Annotated in this window: 24 protein-coding genes; 18 read left to right on the forward strand and 6 right to left on the reverse strand. The window is 50.6% G+C overall.

Annotation, left to right across the window (positions count from 1 at the left end; genetic code table 11):
• Window positions 1-88: 88 nt before the first annotated feature.
• On the forward strand, window positions 89-1654 hold the full coding sequence (locus ACTG33_RS09055) for a carboxylesterase/lipase family protein (RefSeq protein WP_439134886.1): 1566 nt from the start codon (window positions 89-91) through the stop codon (window positions 1652-1654).
• 123 nt (window positions 1655-1777) lie between these two features.
• Window positions 1778-2233, forward strand: coding sequence for a DUF4334 domain-containing protein (locus tag ACTG33_RS09060; RefSeq protein ID WP_439134887.1), 456 nt, complete (start codon window positions 1778-1780; stop codon window positions 2231-2233).
• A 71-nt stretch (window positions 2234-2304) separates the two neighbouring features.
• Here ACTG33_RS09060 and ACTG33_RS09065 read toward each other — a convergent pair whose 3' ends face one another.
• Window positions 2305-2868: a MarR family winged helix-turn-helix transcriptional regulator gene (locus ACTG33_RS09065; RefSeq protein ID WP_439134909.1), complete on the reverse strand. Its 564-nt coding sequence runs from the start codon at window positions 2866-2868 to the stop codon at window positions 2305-2307.
• Between the two features lie 486 nt (window positions 2869-3354).
• Between ACTG33_RS09065 and ectA the strand changes: the two genes are divergently transcribed.
• The 6 genes from ectA to ACTG33_RS09095 all read left to right on the forward strand — a co-directional run bounded on the left by ectA (window position 3355) and on the right by ACTG33_RS09095 (window position 8877).
• On the forward strand, window positions 3355-3882 hold the full coding sequence (gene ectA / locus ACTG33_RS09070; RefSeq protein ID WP_439134888.1) for a diaminobutyrate acetyltransferase: 528 nt from the start codon (window positions 3355-3357) through the stop codon (window positions 3880-3882).
• 141 nt (window positions 3883-4023) lie between these two features.
• Entirely contained in the window at window positions 4024-5331 is a 1308-nt protein-coding gene (ectB, locus tag ACTG33_RS09075) for a diaminobutyrate--2-oxoglutarate transaminase (protein WP_439134889.1), read from the forward strand.
• Window positions 5332-5474: 143 nt separating this feature from the next.
• Window positions 5475-5879, forward strand: a complete 405-nt coding sequence (locus ACTG33_RS09080) for an ectoine synthase (protein WP_439134890.1) — start codon at window positions 5475-5477, stop codon at window positions 5877-5879.
• Window positions 5880-6052: 173 nt separating this feature from the next.
• Entirely contained in the window at window positions 6053-6382 is a 330-nt protein-coding gene (locus ACTG33_RS09085) for a TraR/DksA C4-type zinc finger protein (RefSeq protein ID WP_439134891.1), read from the forward strand.
• Between the two features lie 90 nt (window positions 6383-6472).
• Complete coding sequence (locus ACTG33_RS09090) at window positions 6473-7909, forward strand: aspartate kinase (protein WP_439134892.1); 1437 nt, start codon at window positions 6473-6475, stop codon at window positions 7907-7909.
• The gene (locus ACTG33_RS09095; protein WP_439134893.1) at window positions 7894-8877 is read left to right on the forward strand and encodes a TPR end-of-group domain-containing protein; all 984 of its coding nucleotides are present in this window, start codon (window positions 7894-7896) and stop codon (window positions 8875-8877) included. The genes ACTG33_RS09090 and ACTG33_RS09095 overlap by 16 nt, the downstream gene beginning before the upstream one ends.
• A gap of 9 nt (window positions 8878-8886) precedes the next feature.
• Here ACTG33_RS09095 and ACTG33_RS09100 read toward each other — a convergent pair whose 3' ends face one another.
• Window positions 8887-9867, reverse strand: coding sequence for a LysR family transcriptional regulator (locus ACTG33_RS09100; RefSeq protein ID WP_439134894.1), 981 nt, complete (start codon window positions 9865-9867; stop codon window positions 8887-8889).
• 134 nt (window positions 9868-10001) lie between these two features.
• Here ACTG33_RS09100 and ACTG33_RS09105 point away from each other — a divergent pair, with 134 nt between their 5' ends.
• A complete protein-coding gene (locus ACTG33_RS09105) occupies window positions 10002-11417 on the forward strand; it encodes an acetyl-CoA carboxylase biotin carboxylase subunit (protein WP_439134895.1) in 1416 nt (471 codons plus the stop codon).
• A 91-nt stretch (window positions 11418-11508) separates the two neighbouring features.
• Window positions 11509-13305 (forward strand): sodium-extruding oxaloacetate decarboxylase subunit alpha, encoded by a 1797-nt coding sequence (oadA, locus tag ACTG33_RS09110; RefSeq protein WP_439134896.1) that lies wholly within the window; start codon window positions 11509-11511, stop codon window positions 13303-13305.
• A 211-nt stretch (window positions 13306-13516) separates the two neighbouring features.
• Here the strand turns inward: oadA and ACTG33_RS09115 are convergent, their stop codons facing one another.
• The gene (locus tag ACTG33_RS09115; RefSeq protein WP_439134897.1) at window positions 13517-14425 is read right to left on the reverse strand and encodes an AEC family transporter; all 909 of its coding nucleotides are present in this window, start codon (window positions 14423-14425) and stop codon (window positions 13517-13519) included.
• A gap of 166 nt (window positions 14426-14591) precedes the next feature.
• Between ACTG33_RS09115 and ACTG33_RS09120 the strand changes: the two genes are divergently transcribed.
• The 4 genes from ACTG33_RS09120 (at window position 14592) to ACTG33_RS09135 (ending at window position 17256) form a co-directional block, all read left to right on the forward strand.
• Window positions 14592-15038: a DMT family transporter gene (locus ACTG33_RS09120; RefSeq protein WP_439134898.1), complete on the forward strand. Its 447-nt coding sequence runs from the start codon at window positions 14592-14594 to the stop codon at window positions 15036-15038.
• A 54-nt stretch (window positions 15039-15092) separates the two neighbouring features.
• Window positions 15093-16046 carry a DnaJ C-terminal domain-containing protein gene (locus tag ACTG33_RS09125; protein ID WP_439134899.1) on the forward strand — a complete coding sequence of 318 codons (954 nt, stop codon included), beginning with the start codon at window positions 15093-15095 and terminating at the stop codon, window positions 16044-16046.
• Window positions 16043-16375 carry a chaperone modulator CbpM gene (locus ACTG33_RS09130; protein ID WP_439134900.1) on the forward strand — a complete coding sequence of 111 codons (333 nt, stop codon included), beginning with the start codon at window positions 16043-16045 and terminating at the stop codon, window positions 16373-16375. The genes ACTG33_RS09125 and ACTG33_RS09130 overlap by 4 nt, the downstream gene beginning before the upstream one ends.
• Window positions 16376-16437: 62 nt before the next feature.
• Window positions 16438-17256, forward strand: coding sequence for a zinc-dependent peptidase (locus tag ACTG33_RS09135; RefSeq protein ID WP_439134901.1), 819 nt, complete (start codon window positions 16438-16440; stop codon window positions 17254-17256).
• Window positions 17257-17261: 5 nt separating this feature from the next.
• Here the strand turns inward: ACTG33_RS09135 and ACTG33_RS09140 are convergent, their stop codons facing one another.
• The 3 genes from ACTG33_RS09140 to ACTG33_RS09150 all read right to left on the reverse strand — a co-directional run bounded on the left by ACTG33_RS09140 (window position 17262) and on the right by ACTG33_RS09150 (window position 19935).
• Window positions 17262-18452 carry a M48 family metallopeptidase gene (locus ACTG33_RS09140; protein ID WP_439134902.1) on the reverse strand — a complete coding sequence of 397 codons (1191 nt, stop codon included), beginning with the start codon at window positions 18450-18452 and terminating at the stop codon, window positions 17262-17264.
• On the reverse strand, window positions 18406-19638 hold the full coding sequence (locus ACTG33_RS09145) for a YjgN family protein (RefSeq protein WP_439134903.1): 1233 nt from the start codon (window positions 19636-19638) through the stop codon (window positions 18406-18408). Before ACTG33_RS09145 ends, ACTG33_RS09140 begins: the two co-directional genes overlap by 47 nt.
• Window positions 19639-19710: 72 nt before the next feature.
• Entirely contained in the window at window positions 19711-19935 is a 225-nt protein-coding gene (locus tag ACTG33_RS09150; protein WP_439134904.1) for a TM2 domain-containing protein, read from the reverse strand.
• A 335-nt stretch (window positions 19936-20270) separates the two neighbouring features.
• On the opposite strand from ACTG33_RS09150, the gene ACTG33_RS09155 reads away from it, so the two are divergent.
• The 4 genes from ACTG33_RS09155 to ACTG33_RS09170 all read left to right on the forward strand — a co-directional run.
• Window positions 20271-21857, forward strand: a complete 1587-nt coding sequence (locus ACTG33_RS09155) for a hypothetical protein (RefSeq protein WP_439134905.1) — start codon at window positions 20271-20273, stop codon at window positions 21855-21857.
• A gap of 123 nt (window positions 21858-21980) precedes the next feature.
• Window positions 21981-22178 carry a DUF1656 domain-containing protein gene (locus ACTG33_RS09160; protein ID WP_439134906.1) on the forward strand — a complete coding sequence of 66 codons (198 nt, stop codon included), beginning with the start codon at window positions 21981-21983 and terminating at the stop codon, window positions 22176-22178.
• Between the two features lie 105 nt (window positions 22179-22283).
• Complete coding sequence (locus ACTG33_RS09165; protein WP_439134907.1) at window positions 22284-23144, forward strand: efflux RND transporter periplasmic adaptor subunit; 861 nt, start codon at window positions 22284-22286, stop codon at window positions 23142-23144.
• Between the two features lie 7 nt (window positions 23145-23151).
• Window positions 23152-24326: FUSC family protein (locus ACTG33_RS09170; RefSeq protein WP_439134908.1), on the forward strand; the 1175-nt coding region annotated here is incomplete at its 3' end.

Below are 24326 nucleotides of genomic sequence, written 5' to 3' on the forward strand. Positions count from 1 at the left end.
GCGATGGCGCTATTGCGGTTGTCCGTGATGTTGGCCTCATACGTATGACATACCAAGGATAAGGATTATGAAAATTCCAAGAAGAAATATGTGCTCAATGTTAAAAGCTTTAGCCGGCTCTTTCGTGCTGGCTGTTGGCGTCGGGAGTCTTCAGGCTCAGGCTTTTTATCATGGGCATGATGATGACAATACGATGACGGGAGTCGAGACTGACTACGGCACCAAATACCTGGGAATCCCATACGCAGAGCCACCGGTTGGCGATCTACGCTGGAAAGCTCCGCAACTACTTGAGTTCCCTGAGGATTACGACGCGACGACCGTTGGGGCGGGTTGCCCACAAGCTCCTTCAGCATTTGGTCTGCCCAGTGTTTCAGAAGATTGCCTGTACCTGAACGTTTACGAACCCGAAAAGAAGAGAGGGTTTTGGGGACACATTAAACGTCCGGTGATGGTCTGGATTCACGGTGGTGCTTTTACTTACGGTGAGGGCCACACTTATGATCCTGAAAAACTGGTAGAAGAGGGTGTGGTGGTCGTTACCGTTAACTACCGTCTTGGCGCTCTGGGTTTTATGGCTCATCCGGCGTTGACCGCAGAGGGTGGTGGAGCATCCGGCAACTACGGCTTGATGGATCAGCAGGCCGCCCTGCAGTGGGTACAGGATAATATTGAGCGTTTTGGTGGTGATCCGGATCGTGTCACTATTTTTGGTGAGTCTGCAGGTGGTTTGAGTGTGCATGCTCAGATTGCGTCACCAAAGGCTGAAGAGTTGTTCAGTGGCGCCATTATTCAGAGTGGCGCCTACGCACTGGCTCAGCCACCTCTGCAGCAGTGGGAATACCTGGGAGCAGGTCTGGCCGCGGCGATGGGATGTCCTGATCAGTCTCTGTCGTGTCTTCGCAGTCTTAGCGTTGAGCAGATTCTGGCAAATCAGGATCCGGGCCCTGTGGGCTGGCTGCCGGTTGTTGATGGTGATGTGTTGCCTCAAACCGTGCAAAGTGCCTTGCAAAGTGGTGATTTCAACAAGGTGCCTGTGATTGAGGGGACTACCCGTGATGAGTACAGCTTGTTCACGGCGCTGAATTTCGATCTGGTTGGTAATCCGGTGACCGCTGAGAACTACTACACTGCGATCGCGCAATCGGGTATTCCTGTTGAAGCGGTACCTGCAGTAGCTTCTTTCTATCCTCTGGAGGCTTACTCTTCACCGGGCGCAGCCGTGACGGCATTGGGTACAGATTTTTTGTTTGCCTGTAACTCTTTGTCTTCTATTAAGTTATTGTCACAGCATGTCCCGACCTATGGGTATGAGTTCGATGATCCCAATGCGCCTCAGATATTGCTGCCGCCAGTGAGCTTTCCCTATGGCTCATTCCACAGCTCCGAAATTCAGTATCTGTTGGGTACTAATGGACAGGCCCAAGGGGTTAATCTGAGTGATGAGCAGAAGCAGTTGTCAGACGATATGGTTCGCTATTGGACAAGCTTTGCCAAGTTCCGTACTCCAAACCTGTCCGGTGCGCCTCTGTGGATTCGCTACGGAAGCAACTACGAGCTGATGAAGTCTTTGAAGCCTACGGGTCCTGTGAGCTTCAACAATTTTGCCGAAGCTCACCAGTGTGATTTGTGGTCTGCGGTATTGGGGTATTAATCTCAAGCCGAACCGGCCAAATTAGTTAACAACTGCCGGAAGTGTTGAAACGCTTCCGGGCTTTGCTCTGTTATAGCGAGGCTCGGGGGCGCCGGCCCTTCCGGCCATTATAAAAATAATAAAATGCGTAAATTATCTTCGAATGCCGAAGCCGAGCTGCTTGGGCTGATTGAGCAAAATGCATCCTGCTCTCAAAACGACTTAAACAAACTTTTCCAACAATGCAGTCCTGCAGATTGTGACTTTATGTTGGGGGTTTGGCAGGTAGGGCGTTTTGAAGGCGCTTGTATGTCTGATGCGGGTTGTTATGGCAAGCGCATAACGACTGTTGACAGCGTGGATCCCATTCTTTACCGCAAACCTGACGGTTCTTTTTACGCCTGGGATATATGGGGCAGTGCCCGATTGCGTGAGATGCGAGTTGCCGGACAGCTGCAGGCATGCCTGTTGTACAGTGATCAACCCTGGGTAGAAGCTTTTCGGCGGATTAATGATGACACGGTTCTTGGGATGTTGTGGCGCAACAGTATCAGTGTCTCTCACTTCTTCTGGATGAGACGTATTCTCTCCGAGTCTTGATTTGGGCTTCGACGAATGACAGCCGTCCCTGGCTCTCATGTGTCAGTCAGTAGCCGGCTATCAGTGGGCGACTACTTTTTATCGTGGAATGGGGCTAGCTTGTCGATAGAGGTGTCGTGGCGATCAAGTAGCCCTACATCCAAAACCGGAGATGCATCGATATGCTGTGCATCCATCATCTGTGCAACACGCTGTAATGACGAGATGATCATGGTTTGCTCCCATTCTTGCAGGTCGCCAAACTGGCGAGCAAAATGATCCTGCAAGGGAATTGGGGCTTCGCTCAACGTGCTTAACGCATCATCTGTGAGGTACGCATGGACTTTTCGCTTGTCTTCTTTGGAACGTTCGCGAAACACCAGGCCGCGCTTCTCCAGGCGATCCAGAATGGTCGTTACCGTTGCCTGACTTAGGCTCATCTTATTGGCGACTTCACCAATGGTGATTTGACCTTCATCGCGAATGGTCTGCAAAAGCAAGATCTGCGGAGCCGTCAGGCCCGTGGTTTTAGCCAGATGCTTTGAGTGCAGGTCAGTTGCGCGGATTACTCTCCGCAGAGCAATCAAAACCTCTTCTATGCTGTTCAAGAATTTTTCTCTACTCGATTGATGCTTATTAAGTGGCAAATTATACATCTGGGCATCGATGTCGCCGACCATTTTATTCATCGTTCTCAGCCCTCCTGATGTTGATGTGTGAATTCTTCAAAATAACTGTCTCCAGGTTGTGTTGAGCACTGCCGGGAGGCTCGCGTGGCCATGTTTAGGCGTATATTTCTGTGTCCGCCAGCGTTTTGCTGGACGCGGGTTATTCGGGGCCTGCTGCTGCCCTTTTGAGCGTGGCCGCGTATGACTCTAAATAAGGGCCGCGTATGACTCTAAATAAGGATGGTTGTCATCCTGTGACATGCTACTAATCCCGAGGGGTTTAGCCTGACTGGACATTTAGAATATTTAGTGTACTATATTTAGGCCTCTAAGCAATATATTTCAGAAAAATCGAAGCTTTGGCGCCAAATAGGGTGTTTAAGCCAAGGTGAGTACCGCTATTGTCACATTAAGGCGGTAATATTCTTAGGGCTGAAAACATTTGACGTGTAATTGATTCATTGAGGTGAATGCGTGAGTAACAGCGACTCGACAAAAAGTGGTAACCCTAGAGCCGATGAGATCGTTTTGCGAAATCCGGTGTCTGAGGATGGAATGAATGTTTACAAGCTGGTTGCCGCTTGCCCGCCGCTGGATACCAATTCTTCCTATTGCAACCTGTTGCAGTGCAGCCACTTTGCCAGCACTTCGGTTGCAGCCACGCTCGACGGTGAGTTGGTGGGGTTTATTAGCGGTTACGTTATCCCTGAGCGCCCCGATACCGTATTTGTCTGGCAGGTCGCGGTAGGTGAGGCAGCCCGGGGCTGTGGCCTGGCAACCAAGATGATCAAGTTCATATTGTCTCAGCCGGCTTGTGAGAAGGTGTCTTTTCTGGAGACCACCATCACTGAAGATAATAAAGCCTCATGGGCGTTATTTACCGGAGCGGCAAAGAAGCTCGATGCGGAGATCAGTTCATCGGTGTTTTTTGATAAGGATACCCACTTTCAGGGGGAGCACGACTCTGAAATGCTGGTTAGGATCGGCCCATTTTCAGTATGACAGCCTTAATAACAGGGGCTGGCACAGCTAACGGTTTAGATAAGCAGCTTTGAACAGCAAAAGTATTGTTCAGTGCGGCTAATACATTATTTAGAACAGTTAATACATTATTTGGATTAAAACTACTCGGAGAAACTGGTTATGAAAATTTTTGAAGAGATTGAGTCGGAAGTACAGTCTTACGCACGCTCATTCCCGCGTGTGTTTAACCGCGCAAAAGGTGAGTTTTTGTACGATGACGATGGCAATGAGTATCTGGATTTTCTGGCAGGTGCCGGTACCCTGAACTACGGCCACAACCATCCGGTATTTAAGACTCTGCTGCAGGAATACATCGAGAACGATGGCATTACTCATGGTCTGGATATGCACACCAAGGCCAAAGGTGAGTTCCTGGAAGCGTTTAACGAAAAAATTCTGAAGCCACGTGATCTGGATTACGTGATGCAGTTTACCGGTCCTACTGGTACCAATGCGGTAGAGGCTGCGCTGAAGCTGGCCCGTAACGTAACGGGTCGTGAAAACATCATCACCTTTACCAACGGGTTCCACGGCGTGAGCCTGGGTGCGCTGGCTGCAACTGGTAACTCTCACCACCGTGGTGCTGCAGGTACCAGCCTGCACGGCACTAGCCGTTTGCCGTTTGATGGTTATTTGGGTGACGACATCGACACCACTTTCTATCTGGATAAGGTTTTGTCTGACTCCAGTAGTGGTATCGACAAGCCTGCGGCTGTGATTGTTGAGACGGTTCAGGGTGAAGGTGGTATCAACGTTGCCAGCTTTGAGTGGTTACGCAATCTGGACAGTGTGTGTAAAAAGCACGGCGTGTTGCTGATTGTTGATGATATTCAGGCAGGTTGTGGTCGTACCGGTACTTACTTCAGCTTTGAAGAAGCGGGTATCAAGCCAGATATCGTCACCTTGTCCAAGTCTCTGGGCGGTTATGGTTTGCCGTTTGCGGTTGTGCTCTTCCGTCCGGAAATCGATCAGTGGAAGCCCGGTGAGCATAACGGTACCTTCCGTGGTAACAACTTTGCTTTTGTCACGGCTAAGGCTGCGATTGATCACTTCTGGGCCGATGACAGCTTCTCGAAAGAGATTAAGCGCAAAGGCGATTATGTTGAGCAACGTCTGGACGCCATCGTTGATCAGTATGGTGAGGGTAACTTTACCACTCGTGGTCGTGGTATGTTCCGCGGTATCAACTGTATCGATGGTGAATTGGCGGCGAAGATTACCCGCAAGTGTTTCCAGAATGGCTTGATCATTGAAACCAGTGGTGCAGACGATCAGGTTATTAAGTTCCTGTGTCCATTGATTATCAGCGATGAAAACCTGAAAAAAGGTATCGATATTGTTGAGATGGCGATTCGCGAAGTCTGTGCAAAAGAAGATTCTATGCCAGAAGAGAGTGATTACTTTGACGATGTTCGTCTCGCTCAATAAGTTGAGTCTGTTCGCGGGTTATTCACTCGGAGGACTATTCGTTCTCGAACGAAGCGATAGAAAAGAGGGCTGGGCCTTGTAAATAGGCCCGGTCGTCCTCAAGTTAGAAATTAAATATTTCACTGGTTGGAGGCTTAAAACCAATGATCGTAAGAACCTTACAAGACGCAGAAAAGACCAATCGTAAAATTGTTTCTCCGGACGGCAATTGGGACAGCACCCGTATGTTGTTGAAGGATGACAATATGGGGTTTTCTTTTCATATTACGACTATCTATGCAGGTGCTGACTTCCAAATGCACTATCAGAACCATCTGGAATCCGTCTACTGCATGTCCGGTGAAGGTGAAGTCGAAACTCTGGCAGATGGGGTAAAATACCCGATCACTCCAGGCACCTTGTACATTCTGGATAAGCATGACAAGCATGTTCTGCGCGCCACCAAAGAGATGAAAATGGCCTGTGTTTTCAATCCTCCATTGAATGGCAAGGAAGTGCACAACGCTGAAGGCGCCTATGAGCTGGAAGCGGAAACCATCTCCGAGTAAGTAACATCCGCTGGCTTTATTACTTCGGTAACTTGTGCTGAAGTAATGGCCATGCAAGTTGGAACTTTGGGCGTGTTATCACGCCCTACATGTATTTGAAACACTCTTTGCTTTACCTGGACAGACGCTGGATTGGAACTGTCGTGAAGTGGAAGAGAAGGATCTGTCGATTTATGGATGCTCTGGATTTTGGACAGCTGGAGTCGCATATTAAGCACCGTATGCGTCAACTGGAAGGCGAGCTTTCAGAGAGCAAAAGTTTATCAAGTAAAAAGCTGGAACAGGATGATGATCCTGCAGCGGATTTGGATTTGACCATCAGCTCATCGGTTGATGAAAAAGTATTGGCTGAACACAAGGCCGAGCTGAAAAGACTGTCTCGCAACCTGTTGTGGTTGGAAAGTGATGAGGCGGGATTGTGTCGCTTTTGCGACTGTGAAATTCCAATGAAACGATTGTTGGCGGTTCCCGATACACAGGTATGTATCAACTGCGCAGATTGATATAGCAGTCTGATCGCAGAATTTAATTTGTTAACTGCAGCTGGTCTGTGTGATGCGGTTGCAGGAAAAACCATTTTAAGGAACAACACTATGCACACGATTGAGAAAATTGGCGGTACATCCATGAGCGACTATGAGTCGGTTCGGGATAACATCATTTTCAAAGGCGCCCACAACGGCGACTTGTATCAACGGGTGTTTGTCGTTTCAGCGTACGGTGGTATCACCGATAAGCTTCTGGAACATAAAAAGAACGGCCGTCCTGGTATCTATGGTTTGTTTGCCAATAGTATGGAAGACAAGACCTGGTTGCACGCCGTTGCCGATCTGAAAGTAGAATTGCACGAAATCAATCAGGGCCTGTTTGGTGATACCGAACTGCTGGAAGAAGCAAACAATTTTATCGACGAGCGTATCAACGACGCGCAGACCTGTCTGGTGGATTTGCACAGTCTGTGTATGCACGGTCACTTCGCTCTCGATGCTCACCTGGCTACAGTGCGTGAAATGCTGGCCAGTATTGGTGAAGCCCACAGTGCCTGGAATACCGCTACATTGCTGAGGCGTGATGGCGTCAACGCCTGCTTCCTGGATTTGACTGGATGGAACACAGACAAGCACGTATCACTGGATGAGCGTATTCGTCTGGCGTTTGAAGACCTGGATTTGTCCAAAGTGCTGCCCGTAGTCACCGGCTATGCCCACAGTCAGGACGGTCTGATGTCCTCCTTTGACCGTGGTTACAGTGAGATGACCTTCAGCCGTCTGGCGGTGATTACCCAGGCGCGTGAAGCGATTATCCATAAGGAGTTTCACTTGAGCAGCGCCGACCCACGCTTGGTGGGTGAAGAAAACGCTGTGCCTATCGGCCGGACTAACTACGATGTGGCTGATCAGTTGGCAAACCTGGGTATGGAAGCGATTCACCCCAAAGCCGCTAAAGGTTTGCGCCAGAACAATATTGCCCTGCGCGTCAAAAATACCTTTGAGCCTGAGCATGCCGGTACCTTGATTACTGGCGACTATGTGAGCGATACTCCTTGTGTTGAGATTATTGCGGGCTGTAAGGGCGTGTACGCGCTTGAAATCTTCGATCAGGATATGGCGGGTAACATTCATGATTATGATCATGAAGTACTGTCAACCATTAAGCGCTTTAAGGCACATATTGTGTCCAAAGACATTAATGCCAATACCATTACCCACTTCCTGGCGACAAACCTCAAAACGGTGAAGCGTATTCGCGCAGCACTGGAAGAGCGTTACCCGGATGCCGAATTTAATCAGCAAAAAGTGGCTATCGTCTCGGCTATTGGTAGCGATATGCAGATTCCAGGCATTCTGGCGAAGACAGTACAGGCTGTTGCCAAGGGCGATGTGAGTGTATTGGCTGTGCATCAGTCCATGCGTCAGGTGGATATGCAGTTTATCGTTAAGGAATCCGACTACGATCAAGCCGTGAAAAGTTTACACGAATCTCTGGTAGAGATTCATGACCACGGAAGAGCTATATGTCTCGCCTCCTGATAGGTGTCGTTTTTATTGTGCTGGCGCTGTCCAGCACAGCGTATGCAGAAGTTTCAGGCAGCCAGTCTGCCAATATTGACCAAGAGAATGAGTCGGCACCGCCGGCTCATTTTCGTGAACAACCCCAGAAACAGTCTCAAAACCAGACCCGGGAGCAAACTCAGGCTGCTGTTGCTGACGCGGTAAATCAGTTGGATGAACCCCTCTATACGCCGTTTATTGAGCGTTACGTCCTCGATGAGATGAAGCAACTGCGTATCGATATGGCGGCTCAGAAGAACGAGTTGCTGCAGCAGGTGGTTGATCGTGAGCACCGCTCGATCGACCGTGGCGTGACCTATGCCACGGACACTATCACGTACTTTTTCTACCTGATTGCCGCAGCCAGCTCGGTGTTGGTGATTGTGGGGTGGACGTCTATTCGCGACATCAAAGAGCGCGTGCACTCCTTTGCCAATGATGAAATCTCAAAACTCATCGACGAGTACGAAAGCAGACTGGAACGTATTGAGAAGCAGCTCAAGCAGAAAACACGTCACATTGAAGAAAACCGGGAAGCTCTGGAGCGGACGGAAGAGGTGCAGACTCTGTGGCTGAGAGCTCAGCAGGATCAAACGCCTTCTCATCAGATACCAATCTACGACCAAATTCTGAAGTTGCGTCCGGATAACTGCGAAGCCATGACTTATAAAGCCGATGCGGTGTTGGAGTTAGGCGAGCCCCAGTGGGCGGTGAACCTCTGTCATCAGGCACTGGCCATCGATCCTGAGAACAGTCATGCCTTCTACCAGTTGGCGTGTGCTCACACGACGCTGCATCAGTACGATGAGGCGGTACGCTTCCTGTCGAAAGCTCTGGATTTGACCGAGACCTATCAGGATCAGCTGGATACCGATCCGGCCCTTCAACCGCTGAAGGAGTTTGAACCCTTCAAGACTCTGGTGGGCGGTATGGAGAGCGAAGGCTAGCGGTTTTGTTCATGCATCAGCCTGGCTTGCCGGCTGATGCTGAGTGTCATAAACGTTCATAAAGTGTGTTTGTATCTGTGCTTTATGGGTGCGGATATAGTCCAGAAATGCCTCGGCGGCGGGTGTCAGATGCTTGCGGCTGGGGTGGACGGTGCACCACGAGCGCCGCAATGGAAACCCCTCAATTTGTAACTCCCGCAAAAACCCCTGTTGTAACTCCAACTGAACACTGAAGCGGGGCATCACCGCGACGCCAAGATCCGCCAAAACGCCGTGTTTGACGGCCGCGTTCGACCCAAGCTCCATAATCCAGTTCAGGGCAAAGCGCTGCTCCGCGCAAAAGGCTTCCAGTGCGTGACGGGTACCGGATCCGTGTTCCCGTAGCAGGAGTGGCTGGCGAAAAAAATCCGCTATGGAAACGTGCTCTTGTTCCGCCAGAAGGTGTCCAGCATTGACCACGGGGATCAATTCGTTATCAAGAAAGGGCATAAATGACAGGGATCTGTCTTCTGGCACCATCCCCATGATCACAAGATCGTCCGTATTCTCTGCTAATCTCGATATAGCCTGGGCGCGATTCACGACTTTCATTGCGACTTCAATCTTTGGGTATTGTTTCAGGAAGCCAGCCAGTAAGTGAGGAACCACATACTGTGCAGTGCTTACTGCGGCTAGGTTCAGACTGCCTGACACCACACCCTCGAGCTCAGACAACTGGCCTTGCAGCTGTTGCAGTTCGCCAAAAATTTGCTGAATGCTACGAGCCAGCTCATCGCCTGCCGGAGTGGTGTGCAGGGTTTTCCCCACGTAGTTGAACAGGGGTTGGCTAAAAATTTGCTCCAGTTGCCGTATCTGGGCGCTGATGGCCGGTTGAGTCAGCCCCAGTGACTCGGCGGCTCGGCTGTAGCCTCGCAATTCAAAGACAGCCATAAAGACCTGTAGCTGGCGAAAAGAGAGCCGATTCAACAGCTGATTCAGGGTGTAAGACATGGGCCGGGTCTCGCAATTGGGGTTGGCTTATAAGCTTTCTTTTATAGTAAACCAAAAAAATATCAATTTTAACTACTGGTTGAGCTGGGGTAACTTAGCTTTCTATTACTGAGCTGAACTGAACGGAGCTTCTCATGTTCAAAAAGTTATTAATTGCTAACCGGGGCGAGATCGCTGTGCGGATTATTCGCGCCTGCGCCGAGATGGGGATTCGCTCGGTGGCAATTTATACCGAACCGGATCGCTATGCGTTGCACGTCAAGCGCGCGGACGAAGCCCACTTTATCGGTGATGATCCGCTGGCGGGCTATCTCGATCCACGCCGTATCGTCAATCTGGCGGCCGAGACTGGCTGTGATGCCATCCATCCAGGGTATGGTTTCCTGTCTGAAAACGACGACTTTGCCCGTATTTGTTCCGATCGCGGGCTGGCCTTTGTCGGACCATCAGCAGAAGTGATCGCCAGAATGGGCGACAAGACTGCCGCCCGTACCGCGATGACCGACGCGGGAGTTCCGGTCACACCGGGCACCGATGACAATCTGGCTGACCTGGATGAAGCCCTGAGTGTTGCGGAAACCATTGGCTATCCGGTGATGCTGAAAGCCACGTCAGGTGGTGGCGGCCGTGGTATTCGTCGCTGCGATACCCCGGAAGAACTGAAGCAGCAGTATCCCCGAGTTATTTCAGAAGCCACCAAAGCCTTTGGTTCAGCTGATGTGTTTCTCGAGAAATGCATTCTCGAGCCGCGCCACATCGAAGTTCAGATTTTGGCAGACAGCCACGGCAATGCGATTCATCTGTTTGAACGGGACTGCTCGATTCAGCGTCGCAACCAGAAGTTGATCGAGATTGCCCCCAGTCCCCAATTGTCTGATGAGCACCGCAACCACATTGGTGAGCTGGCGGTGAAAGCCGCCAAGGCCGTAGGGTATGAGAACGCGGGCACGGTGGAGTTTTTGGTGACCGATGAGGGCACCTACTTCATGGAAATGAACACCCGAGTGCAGGTGGAACACACCATTACGGAGCAAATTACCGGGGTGGACATCGTTCGTGAACAGATCGCCATCGCCGCCGGTGAGAAGCTCCGCTACGAACAGAAAGACATTCAGTACCGTGGCTTTGCCATGCAGTTTCGCATCAACGCGGAAGATCCGAAAAACGATTTTCTGCCCAGCTTTGGCAAGATTACCCGCTATTACGCACCGGGTGGCCCGGGCGTTCGAGTGGATACCGCAATCTACACCGGTTACACCATTCCGCCGTATTTCGATTCCATGTGTCTGAAGTTGATTGTCTGGGCACTGAATTGGGAAGACTGTCTGGATCGCGGTCAGCGCGCGCTGGCGGATATGCGCCTGCAGGGGATTAAAACCACCGCCGCTTATTATCAGGAAATTCTCAGTAATGACGAGTTCCGCAGCGGTCACTTTAATACCAGTTTTGTGCCCAATCATCCGGAGTTACAACACTACTCGGAGAAGCGCAGTCCCAGTGAACTAGCTCTGGTGATTGCCACTGCGATTGCTGCCCACGCTGGTCTCTGATTCAGCATCTGCCTGAGATTGAGTCCTTAAGTACACAAAAGTCCTTTGTAAACGACGCCGGTTTATTGAAAAGAATTTGGAGATCATTGCCATGAGCAAGGTACACATAACAGATGTCATTCTGCGCGATGCCCACCAGTCGCTGATTGCCACACGCATGCGCACTGAAGACATGCTGCCCATTTGCGACAAGTTGGATCAAGTGGGTTACTGGTCCCTGGAAGTGTGGGGCGGAGCGACCTTTGATGCCTGTGTCCGTTTTCTGAAAGAAGACCCCTGGGAGCGTTTGCGCAAGTTGCGTGAAGCATTGCCGAACACCCGTCTGCAAATGCTGCTGCGTGGCCAGAACCTGTTGGGTTACCGCCACTACGCCGACGACGTGGTCAGCGCGTTTGTTGAGAAGGCCGCGTCCAACGGCATTGATGTCTTTCGCGTGTTCGATGCGCTCAACGATCTGCGCAACATTGAAACCGCCATCAAGGCAGTGAAGAAAGCCGGCAAGCACGCACAGGGCACCATCTGCTACACCACCAGCCCGGTGCATACCACGGAGCTCTACATTCAACAGGCCAAAGACCTGCGCGATATGGGCGCCGACTCTATTGCCATTAAAGACATGGCTGGTCTGCTGACGCCTTACGCGACGTACGATCTGGTCAAGGCACTGAAAGAAGCGGTGGATATTCCATTGTTCCTGCACTCCCACAGCACCGCTGGCCTGGCGCCGCTGTGTCAGTTGAAAGCCATCGAAGCCGGTGTGGATCATATCGATACTGCCATTTCTTCTTTTGCCGGCGGCACCAGTCACCCATCCACTGAATCTCAGGTTGCGGCTCTGCGCGGCACCGAGTGGGATACCGGTTTGGATTTGACCCTGTTGCAGGAAATCGCGGATTACTTCCGCGAAGTGAGGAAGAAGTATCATCAATTTGAAAGCGAATTCACTCACGAAGACGTGTCCGTACAGATCAATCAGGTACCGGGCGGCATGATGTCCAATCTGGCGAATCAGTTGAAAGAGCAGAACGCGCTGGATCGTATTCGCGACGTGTTTGCCGAAATCCCCCGTGTGCGCGAAGATCTGGGTTTTCCTCCACTGGTGACTCCGTCTTCCCAAATTGTCGGTACACAGGCAGTCTTGAATGTGCTCACCGGAGAGCGTTACAAGTCCATTACCAATGAAGTGAAGCGCTACCTGGCCGGTGGATACGGTCAGCCGCCGGCAGCGGTCAACGCTGAAGTACAGAAGAAAGCCATCGGTAACGAACCTGTGATTGACGGTCGTCCAGCGGATGAGCTGAAGCCTGAACTGGATGCGTTGCGCGCAGAAGTGGGCACCTTGGCTGAAAGTGATGAAGACGTACTGACTTACGCCATGTTCCCGGATATTGCCCGGAAGTTTTTGGAAGAGCGCGCCGCGGGCACCTTGCAGCCGGAAGTGCTGTTGCCAGCTGACAGCGGTCAGCAGGTGGCTCAGGAAGGCGTGCCAACGGAATTCAATATCGATGTTCACGGCGAGCAGCACGATGTGGTGGTAACTGGTGTCGGCACCACCACATCAGGTCAGCGCAGAATCTACCTGACACTGGATGGTGTACCGGAAGAGATTGTGTTTGAACCGCTGAACAGTTTCCAGCCGCAAGCGGGTCAAGCCAAGCGTGCGAAAGCCAATCAGCCGGGTCACATTACTACCGCCATGCCGGGCAATATTGTCGATGTATTGGTGACAGAAGGTCAGACGGTTGAGGCGGGGGCCTCTCTGCTGATTACCGAGGCCATGAAAATGGAAACGGAGATTCAGGCCACGATAGGTGGAACGGTGGTGGCGATTCACGTCGCCAAAGGCGATCGTGTCACGCCGGGCGATATCCTGATTGAGATTGAATAACGTTGTAAACGGGGTGGTCGGCTGCTGTAGTTTTCGTTACTGGTTTTCGCTAGCCGGAGCCATTGATTTCAAGCCACTACCTTGCTTCCAGACCACTATCTTACTTCCAGACCACTATCTGACTTCCAGATCATCACCTTACTACTAGGCCACCACCTTCGGGCGGTGGCTTTTTTGATTTCAGAGCAGGTTCTGGTTCGGCGTTTATGGGTTATACCAGGAAGCTATGCAGCAGTGGCAGAGTGGCCAGACTGAGCAGAATGCCCAGGCCGACAACGCCACTGACCAGTCGTGGCGCCAGACCGGCCATGCTGGCGATGGCGCCGGCGGAAATCATCGAGGGCATGGCAGCCTGAAAAATTGTAATGTCCACGGCGTTACCCTGCAGTCCTAGCGCTAAACATGCAGCCCAAACCAGCAGGGGCATGGCCAACAGTTTCATGCCGAGACCGTACATCAGGGGGGATATTTCGCTGCGCTCAAAGCGGAAACTCAGCTGCAAACCCACAGCAATCATTACCACCGGTACCAGCGTGGCTGCCAGGTTGCTGATCAGTTCGTCGGTCAGTGTAGGAAGGGAAATATTCAGATGGCCCAAGATCAAACCGAGAATTAGGGCAATAAACGATGGAAATGTGAATATCTTGCGCAGCAGTGCTCCCGTGCTGGGTGTTTTCATCAGCGGGCTGTAGATCGCGGCCACCACCGTAGCGTACAACGTCAATGCCAGGAATGAGCCCATCTGATCGTACACCAGCGCGTAAGGAATAAATTCATGTCCAAAAAACGCATCCACCATCGGAAGCCCCAAGAATGAGGTGTTCCCCAGAGGTATGATCACCAGCAGTGCGCCGGTGACGTCTTTCGACCAGTTAAGCCAGCGACTTAAAAGCAAGATAGTGACTACCACCATCAGCAGCAGTATCCAGGGTGTGATGGCAGGGATTAGTAATTCAGTCGACAGGGCGAGGCCTGGTACAGCCATGAGGATGACTGCGGGGAAGGCCACATAGAGCGCATAAGCGTTGAGCGTGCTGGCGGCATTTTCGGGTAAAAAAGACGTGTGCCTCAGGCCGAAGCCAATGGCGAGGTACATCAGGATTAGGTAGAAGTTGTCCATTTTGAAAACGCACGTATTACAAAGCAGGAAGGGCAATAAAGGGGTGCCATGTTACCGTAAGTGCACCGAGGCGTCGCGATATACATTGGTCTAACGTTTTCTTGGTTTCTGGTTTTACAGTTGTCAGGCTTCACGCTCCACATCAACAGATCCCATGTGAGGATGTATGAATTATCTGTTTCTTCTGGCGGCTGTGATTGCCGGTGCTATGCTTCCGATACAAGGCGCGCTCAACTCCCGCTTGGGGGTGTCGCTGGATCACCCTATGCAGGCGACCTTGGTGTCTTATCTGGGAGGGGTGATTTTTTGTCTGGTGGCGTTGATTCTCTTGCACCGAGAAATACCAGAGGTGCGAAGGCTGGCCAGTGTCGACTGGTATTATTACTGCGGCGGTTTTCTCGGTGCAGTCTTTGTCAGCGGTATGTTGCTGTTGATGCCGAAAATCGGCGTCACCAATATGCTGGCGGCGGCGATAGTGGGTCAACTGCTGATGTCGGTTTTTCTGGATCATATTGGCGGGTTCGGCAATCCGGTATTCAAGATCACCTACACCCGTATTGCCGGCATTGCGCTATTGTTGGCGGGTTTGTATCTGATTCAGCGGGGTGATTAGACGTATCGGGCTTTGTCTTAATCTGCCTGGTGCTATCAGACTTCGGGAGAAACCATGGAGTTCAAAGATTACTACAAAATACTGGGTGTCGAGGACACGGCTGATGACAAAACCATCAAGTCCGCCTACCGAAAGCTCGCTCGAAAATACCACCCGGACATGAACCCTGATGAAGGCGCGGAGGATAAATTCAAAGAGGTCGCCGAAGCCTACGAAGTGTTAAAAGACGACGTTAAAAGAGCCGAGTTTGACGAGCTGCGCCGTTACGGTCAGCGTTCCGGACAGGAGTTTGAGCCCCCCCCCGGCTGGCAACAAGCCCATGGTTCTCACCGTCAGGGAGAGCAACAATTCGGCAGCGATTTTTCTGAATTCTTCAATTCCATGTTTGGCGGTCATGACTTTGGGTACGGCGGGCAATCACGTCAACAGCATCGCGGGCAGGATGTGGAAATTGAAATGCCGGTATTCCTCGAAGAAACGCTCAATAACAAACAAAAAACGGTGGAATATCAGCTGTCCGAATTTGATGGGCGTCAGGTTAAGCCGCTGAAAAAACATTTAAAAGTAACCATCCCGAAAGGCGTTACAGAGGGTGAGCGCATTCGGGTTAAAGGTCAGGGGGAGCCCGCTTTTGGGGGTGGTTCTCCGGGGGATTTGTATATGCACATACGTCTGGTGCCGCATCCTCTTTTCGATGTGCAGGGCCACAACTTGATGGTGACTTTGCCGATTGCCCCTTGGGAGGCAGCGCTTGGAACCAAAGTGACTGTGCCGACTCTGGAGGGTGAGATCAAACTGACCGTCCAGCCGAATAGTCAATCCGGTCAGAAATTGCGCATCAAGGGTAAAGGTTTGACGCATAAAGGCCGTCAGGACGCGGGAGACCTCTACGCAGTGATCAAAGTGGTGATGCCTCCCGAAAGCAGTGCCGAGGCGAAAGAGTTGTGGCAAAAACTGTCAGTGACAACTGATTTCGATCCCAGGGCTGAGTGGAGGAAAGCATCATGACAGGCAAAATGATGACAGGAAAAGCCATTTCTGTGACCGTAACAGAGCTGACCATTAATGAACTGTGTCAGTTGGAACGGATCGAAAAGGACCTGGTTGTTGACGTGGTTGAGCATGGCATTGCCGAACCAGTGACCGGGCAATCAAGCCACGACTGGGTGTTTGATGGAACCACCGTTCACTGGATTAAAAAAGCCGTTCGCCTGCACCAGGACCTGGAAATAGACTGGATTGCGGTGTCGTTGGTGATAGACTTGCTGCAACAAAAAGAGTGGCTTGAGCAAGAAAATGAGCGCTATCGGGCTCAGCTTGGCAGGTTTATGGACTGACGATCACCTGAGTGTTTCGGTTGTCAGTGTTACGGATCAACGACAACCAGACAATATATCTTATGATGATCTACCTTGTTCTACTGACTCCCATCGCCGTCTACCTTCTTTATTGGTGTCTAGTCCGTTTACTCAAACACAGAAAACAACAGCGGCGGCTTGCCTTGAGGGCAGAGCCGTTTCCTCAACGTTGGCAACAGTGGTTGCAGTCCGACTTTCCTCTGTATCAAAAATTGCCAGTGGATTTGCAACGCAAGCTGGAAGGCCATATCAATGTATTTCTCAATGAGAAAGTCTTTGTGGGTTGTGCGGACTTTGAAATAACCGATGAAGTTCGAGTGCTGATTGCCGCACAGGCCTGTATCCTGATTTTAAACACAGGAGATGGCTATTTTCCCGGATTTGAAACCATCCTGGTCTACCCAGAAACCTATGTTGCCAATGTAACTCACCAAGAAGGTGTTCTGCATACCAATGCCACCAGTGCCCGCGCGGGCGAGTCATGGCATCGTGGCCCGGTGATCGTCGCCTGGGATCAAGTGGTGAGAGGCGCGAAGGATGATCGGGATGGCCATAATGTGGTGATGCACGAGTTTGCACACAAGCTGGACGAAGAGAACAATCGCATGGATGGCTTACCGGTACTGTCGGATCGCTCTCAGTATAAAGAGTGGGCTAGAGTGCTCTCAAAGGAATATGAGCGTCTTTGCCAGCACCACGATGATGTGATTGATGCCTATGGCGCGACCTCTGCGGCGGAGTTCTTTGCTGTGGTTACTGAAACATTTTTTGAAAAGCCGACACAACTGAAGCGCGAGCATCCTAAGTTGTATCAGCAGTTTCGTTTGTATTATCAGCTCGATCCGGTTGAGTGGCAGTAAGCTCATTAGTGTGATTCTGGAGAAACCTTTTCTGCAGCTCTGCGAAATTTCTCCATTCTCTCATCGGTATTCGGGTGTGAACTCAAAAGGTTCAGGAGTCGACCGGCGGTTTTGTTGTTTGATTCGACATCCTGTTCAGAGTCGTCGTCGGTGCCTGTCACTTCTGTATCGGCTTTGGCTGTGTCGCTATCGTTCTCGGTCGACTCTTCGCTCTTGTATATGTAGCTTTGCATTCTTGTCATGATGTGAACGAAATGCATCGGATCAATGTTGTGCTCTAGCATCTTCTCCAGAGAATAATCGTCCGCTTCCGTTTCCATGTCTCGGGAGTATTTGCGTTGTATTAAAAAAGCAGGAACGGTTGCCGTCCAGTCAAAAAGGGACTCGATATTGCCGGTCAGCCACACTGAAATCCCCAGAGCTCCTGCGCTTTGAATGATCTGGCGTAAAGAATGTCTGTAGTGAACGTGACCTATCTCGTGATAGAAGATGGAAAGAATCTCAAGGTCGTCTTCTGCGAGTTCGATCAATTCGTCCGTAATTATCACGCTGCCGTTAGGCAGGGCGAACGCATTGGGACCTATTTTATCCCCTTTCCGAAAGTGGAGCTGATAAGTAAAGTTCGACGCTTCGCCTTGGGGGACGCTGGTCAAAAACAGTTGATGGATGATCTCGCGGCGTTCTTTAGTCAGTTCTGTGCGGGAGAAATAAAATTCATCCAGTTGTTCAAGCGAGGTGTCAGCCAGTTGAGCGGACACATCAGGTGACAGTGAGAAGGCAATATGTTTGCTGACAGCAGGAATGCCATACTGGAGAAAGGCTAGTACGCTTACGCTGATAACCACGGCGGATAACACGATATAGCGCAGCTTTGATTCCAGCGAATGCAATAAACTGGAGTGATTACTGGTTGTGTGCTTATTGATCAGTGCGTCAATCGTCTCATTATCTCTAGACTCAAAAAATGTCCCGTCAGGGAAATAAATCGTTCTTGAGGCATTTCCTATGCGCGGAGAAAATGTCAGCTGATCAAACGGGTAGTCCGGACAGCTGACACCTTCAATGGTGACGAGGCCGGAGTCATCAATAGAGATAACTCCGCTGTGACGGCTGGAGTTGTGGCCGTCATAGTAGGTGCCTTGAACAGCGTTAGAATGCGACATCGATATCGAATACGTCTGCGATTTCTTCGCCAATCGCTGACTGCTCCTTTTGTTGATCTGCGTGGAATTCATCAAAAGATGATTCGGTTTCAATGGCAGTGTATCCAAGAATCAGGCGCAGGGTTCTTATGTCAGCCCAGGCTTTTAACATGCCCAATGTCAGAATGACGCAGATGGTATTGGTGCTCAAGACAAAAAAGGCTTTCCAGAACGGCACATTGGCTCGCAAACGAAACTGGTCATTCTTAAACGTGGTACGCCCAAAGATCAAATTGTAGCGCTTGCTTTTCATAAAGGCTGCAGCGAAAGGAAAAAATATAATCGTTGCGATAATGGCAAGGGGGTAGCTGATACCCGACTTGACGACTCCGACCCATATTAGAGCTAACAGTGCGATAGCGGCTAGCAGCACGGCATAGATTCGATAAAATTCGTTCAGGCCAGCACGGTATCGACAGGCGGCCGTCCCAAAGTGTGTGTTTCTGACGAGAAAGCGCATATTGATAAAATCAAAGTAGGGCACCAGGGCGAAAAAGAGCAGAAGTAAAATCCCGGAAGGCCAGAAAAAGTGGGGATTGATGTACGTCGGCTCTTCGTTACCGCTGTACGAATCGAGATCATCGGTTTCCTGATAAGTGGTCTCTGCCTGCGACTGTTCTGCTTGCCACTCGTCGTAGAAGCGTTCGTGGGCTGTCATGCCGAGAAAGTCTTCAACCATTTCACTGTTAAATGGTAGTGCCAGGCAGGCCAGTGACAACATAATCAATGACATGGGAGCCAGGTAGACGCGGTAGGCTCCCTTAAAGTCGTTGTGAAAGCGAAAGTTAATGCCTCTCCAGCGAGAATGACGCAGCCGGAAAGACATCATAAAAACGGTGATGATTGGAGAGAAGATCAGAAACGCAACCATCAGGGCCGCGTAGGCAATCAGCGCTTCGGTAGTGGGAAAGTTTTCCACAAAAATGTAGGTCACAAACAGTGCCATGGCAATCAGGCGGCTGATCAGCATGCGTTTGGGGTCGGCGGTAAACTGGAAGTCTCCACCGGCCAGGTCAGTGTTACCGTACAGGTATTGCAGCTCGCGAACTTTGGCCCAGGGTGAGTAGATACCCAGGGTGATCATATTTAATAGGCCGTTGACGAAACGAATGCCGAAAAACTCGCCCGCTGAGCCGCTGAATTTAATACTTTCCGTTTTGGTGGTGTGCTTGTCATCCATGAGTCACCCAATCAATGGTCATATAGAGAAGTGATCTGCCCCCGAGAGGGCAGTGCGGTGGCAGAGCGCCGGTTACCAGCTGGTCAGCGTGTTGCCTTCTTTGTCTTTAAAAGAACCAACAGCGATGATAATCAGGTCTATGAATGCCCATATCCCCAAGCCGCCGAGAGTGAATATCTGCAGTACGCCGGTCCCTATCTTTCCAACATAGAAACGGTGCAGGCCAAGGATTCCCAGAAAAAAGCACAGCAGGAACGCTGGCAGGATTTTTTTATCCGAAACACGAGGTTCAGACATAGCAAACTCCTTCCTTAAGTTTTATCGTAGTTATTTATAGGTATATACAGCAATTTCCTTATATCTTAATTGCTTAACAAAGATTAACAGAAAGAATTGAAAAGAGGTAGTCACGCAATTGAAGCCTAATGTAATTTACCTATTCGGTGTTTCTGGCTTCTGTTGTGTTGGAGGGGGCTCTGGCTGATCGGGTCTTGATCTACAGGGGGCGGGGATTTGAGGTGAGTTTCTCACTTGGCTATCTATGATCGATGCATTTAGGATTGGGCTTGTCAGTAGCAGCTTGACAATAAATTAAAACTATCAGTTAAAACTGATTTATAAGGAAATAAGTCGTGAAAAAATTGCTTGTTCTTGTATGGGTGCTGAGTTTGCTCGGATGCAGTTCTCACGCTCGATTAGTAAAACAGCAGTGGTATGAAATCCAGTCGGACCACTTTCGGGTGTTTACCGATGCATCGCCCGCCGAAGTAGAGGCGTTGACGCAAGATCTTGAACGATTTCGTTTGTCGACCAGAAATTTGCTACAGATGACTCAGGCAGATTCTGAAGTTTTAACGATATTTGCTCTTAAGGATCGAACCAGTTACGAAGGTCTGGTGGGGGCTAAGTTGGCCCGTAAGAGTCTGGGTATTTTTTACGATGATCTTTATGGCAGCTACGCACTTATCAATCTTAACGGTTATTACCGCTATCGTGACGTAACGGACAGTTGGGCTCGTCAGTTTCTGTTTCACGAGTATACTCATTATTTGATGGCCCGGGGTTCTACTTTCTCCTATCCCTACTGGTTTCGAGAAGGGTATGCTGAGTTTTTAGCCACCGCTGAATGCGACGAAATGGGCGAGTGTATCTATGGCCGTATTCCTATCGATCGGGCAACAACGCTGAACCGAGGAGGACTGTTGAATCTCGAGCGGTTATTGACAGCAACTCCCGCGAATACCTCAGGTATTACGGTACCCAAAGTCTATGCCAGTGGTTGGTTGTTGACACACAAACTGATGACTGGGGGCACTGGCAATCGTAAAAGGTTGTCGAAGTATTTACATGCGGTTAACACCGGTAAGGATCCTGTCGCAGCCTTTGAAACCGTTTTTCAGTCATCACTGGAAGAGTCAGAGGAAGAGTATCGAGCTTATACCCGCGGTGCTCTCTCTGGGTTCTCTCTAGAGTATACGGACGGATTCGGAGAAATACGCACAGAGTCCCGAAAAGTAGAATCCTCTCGGGCCGTGTCTGAGCTGGGAAAAGTGTTAGCCCTGCGAGGTGAGGAAGACGCTTTGCAGAGCTTGCGTCAATACGCTGGAAGCGAAAATATTGAAACCCAAATGCTGAATTATTCCATTGCTTTTGCCCAGCTTAAACGTGAATTTCTGCAGCAAGCCCAATTAAAGAGCGACGCAGGCGAGCCGGAAGATCGCCAAGAGCGTTCAAATGATTTTATTGTTGGTCTCTGGCAGAGTGATTTTGATGAGCAGGCCTTCACCGATTACTGGCCCAGACTGGTCTACGCTGAGAGTTTGCGCTGGCAGGTGCAGAAAAATCCGGAGCTGAGACAGGCAAAACTGACGCAGGCGTATAACCTTTATAAGAACATCGTCAAGCAGAATGATACCGTAGCCGCCGCCTGGTTTGGTCTGGGAGTGACGGCTTCTCAGCTGATGGTGCCGGCTTCAACCTATCACAAGTATTTATGGAAGGCGTATACGCTCAGTCCGCAAAGTGAACAAGCTGCCTTGGTCTATATGGATGCCTTGTACGAAGCTGAAATGTGGCCTCAATTTGTGAATTATGGACAAGTGATCCTGCCTATTATTTCAGATCCTGAGAGACGCAGGTATCTCGACGTCATGGTTGATCAAATCCAAAAGACACTACCCAAAACAGCCGCTAACCAGCTGTCGTCGGACGACGCCTAAAAGCCAACCTATAACCGTCATGAAGCCGATAGCCATTATGAAGCGAATAGGAATACGTGCCATTCACAGAGTATTGACTATGCTTCTTTAACTTCATGCTGATTTATTGTCTTGCAGGTCTTTATGCTTCATGAATTGGGGGTTGGCGGTTTACTGTTCAGTCCGCTGCTGGCGATGGTGCCGGTGGCGTTGCTGCTGGCATACCTAACTCGCCTGCTGTTGTACAAATTGGATTGGCGTCGCTATATCTGGAAAGAGGCCTGGTTTGATGTGGGGCTCTTTGTGTGTTTCCTTGCGTTAACCGTCTTTTGGTGGCGTTGAGAATTCAGGTGTTGATGACTCAGATGTTGATGGCTCAGACTCAGGCTCAGGGGTTGGTGATTCGGGTGGTTCGGGAGATTCGGGTGATTCGGGAGAGAGTGTCGAATGGGTAAGTTGCTCAGTATCGGTCTGACTGTGCTGGTCGTGGTTGTGGCTATCTTTGCGGGCAGCTGGGTGTGGCATCATTACTTGTATTCACCCTGGACACGTGACGGGCGCATTCGTGCCGAGGTCATTACGATCGCACCGGATGTCTCCGGTTGGGTGACCCACTCCAATACCTTCAATAATCAAAGGGTCAGTGCGGGCGATGTTCTTTTTACCATCGACGATACCCGTTATCAGTCAGCAGTTGCGGAGCAAAAAGCTTTTGTGGCGCAACAGCGCATAGCCTGGGATCTGGCCAGGCATCAGTATCAGCGCCGCATCAAACTGTCGGACAATAAAACCATCAGTGAAGAAGATGTGGATACTGCGCGTATCAATGCGGAATCCGCCAAGGCGGCTTACGATCTTGCCCAGGCGCGGTTGAACACGGCTCTTATTGATCTTCAGCGCACTCAAGTGAAAGCTCCAGTATCCGGTACGGTCAACAACCTGACGTTGCGAGAGGGGAATTATGTCAACAAAGGCGCCCCGGTATTCTCCCTGATCAAAGACGGTTCGTTTTATGTCACGGGCTATTTTGAAGAGACCAAGCTGCAACACGTGTCTGTGGGACAAAGAGCCCGTATCACTCTGATGGGCGGCGATAATCAGCTGACCGGCAAGGTCATCAGTATTGCCCAAGGCATAGCTGACACCAATACCGCCAGTAATAATCAGCTGCTGCCAGAGGTTCAGCAATCGTTTAACTGGGTGCGCCTGGCACAACGTATTCCGGTGGATATTGCTTTGGATACTGTGCCAGATAATATCAACCTCAGCTCCGGTATGACCGTTTCAATACGCCTGCAACAGGATTGACGCGGCGATGACTCTGCATCCACTGGCTGAACAATTGTTGACGCCGAATCGCCAGGCCGTCATCTTCGCCAGCAAAGGCGTTATCTCCATGGCGCTGGCGCTGTTTGCTTCCATGTATCTACAGCTGGATCGCCCTTACTGGGCGCTGGTGTCTGCTGTTTTTCTGCAGCTCCGGCCGGAAAGTGGATTAGTCATCGAAAAGGGCTTGTGCCAGATACTCGGTTCTATCGTCGGTGGCGGGTTCGGCTTATTGATCCTGTCTCTGTTTATGCCTTATCCGATGTTAGCGCTGGGTTGCCTGACCGTCTGGGTTGGGGTGAACTCCGCTGCCTCGTCGATGGTTCATAACACCAATTATATTTATGGTTTTGCCATGGCCGGTATGACCGCAGCGCTGGTCGTCATACTGGTGATGGCGGATGCCAGTACTGCAAGCAGCCCGGCTGCGTTTGAAATAGCGCAGGCGCGCATCAGTGAAATTACCGTTGGTGCCATCTGTGCCATGTTGGTGAGCCAGTTGTTGTGGCCTTTGTCTGTGAAAGACAGCTTGCGTGAACATGCCCGTACGGTGATTAATGAATCGTTGCAATACCTGATTCTGGAGCTGGGCTCGGTCAGCACTCACAAACAGCGCCATGTGCATTCCGATCAAGTATTTGAAGCTATGGTGGCCTTGAGTGACGACTCCAGTGCGGTGAGTTATGAGGGGCCCGAAGGCCCCGGTCGAGCACGCGCTGCACACCTGTTGTGTCAGAGAGTGTTGTCGCTGTTGGCTGTGGCGCAGAGTCTGGGGCGATTTCATCGCAATCAGGCGGATCAGGTCTCGCCAGCTTTCAAGAGTTTGCTAAAGCTAATGCGTCAGTACTTTGAACAGATTGCTGCCGCCACCAGTTACGAGGCCGCCTACCCGCTGGCTCAGAGTTTGCGGCGCGACATTCTGGAACATCGCGCGAATTATGAAGGTGAATCCCCAGTGGTGATCCGTCTGACGCAAACCGCACTGGAGCTGGTGGCTGATCTGGTGATGATTCTGAAGGCTTACAACGCTTTGGAAGAACACGATCGGACTCTGCTGAAATCGACTCAGCTGCAAAATTATCGTGATCCTCTGATCGGCGCTGTGAATGGATTCAGAACATCGGTGGTATTTCTATTGGGTGCGTTTGTCTGGGTGCAGACGGC

The sequence above is a fragment of the Pseudomaricurvus sp. genome (genome assembly GCF_965662505.1).
Lineage (GTDB): Bacteria > Pseudomonadota > Gammaproteobacteria > Pseudomonadales > Cellvibrionaceae > Pseudomaricurvus.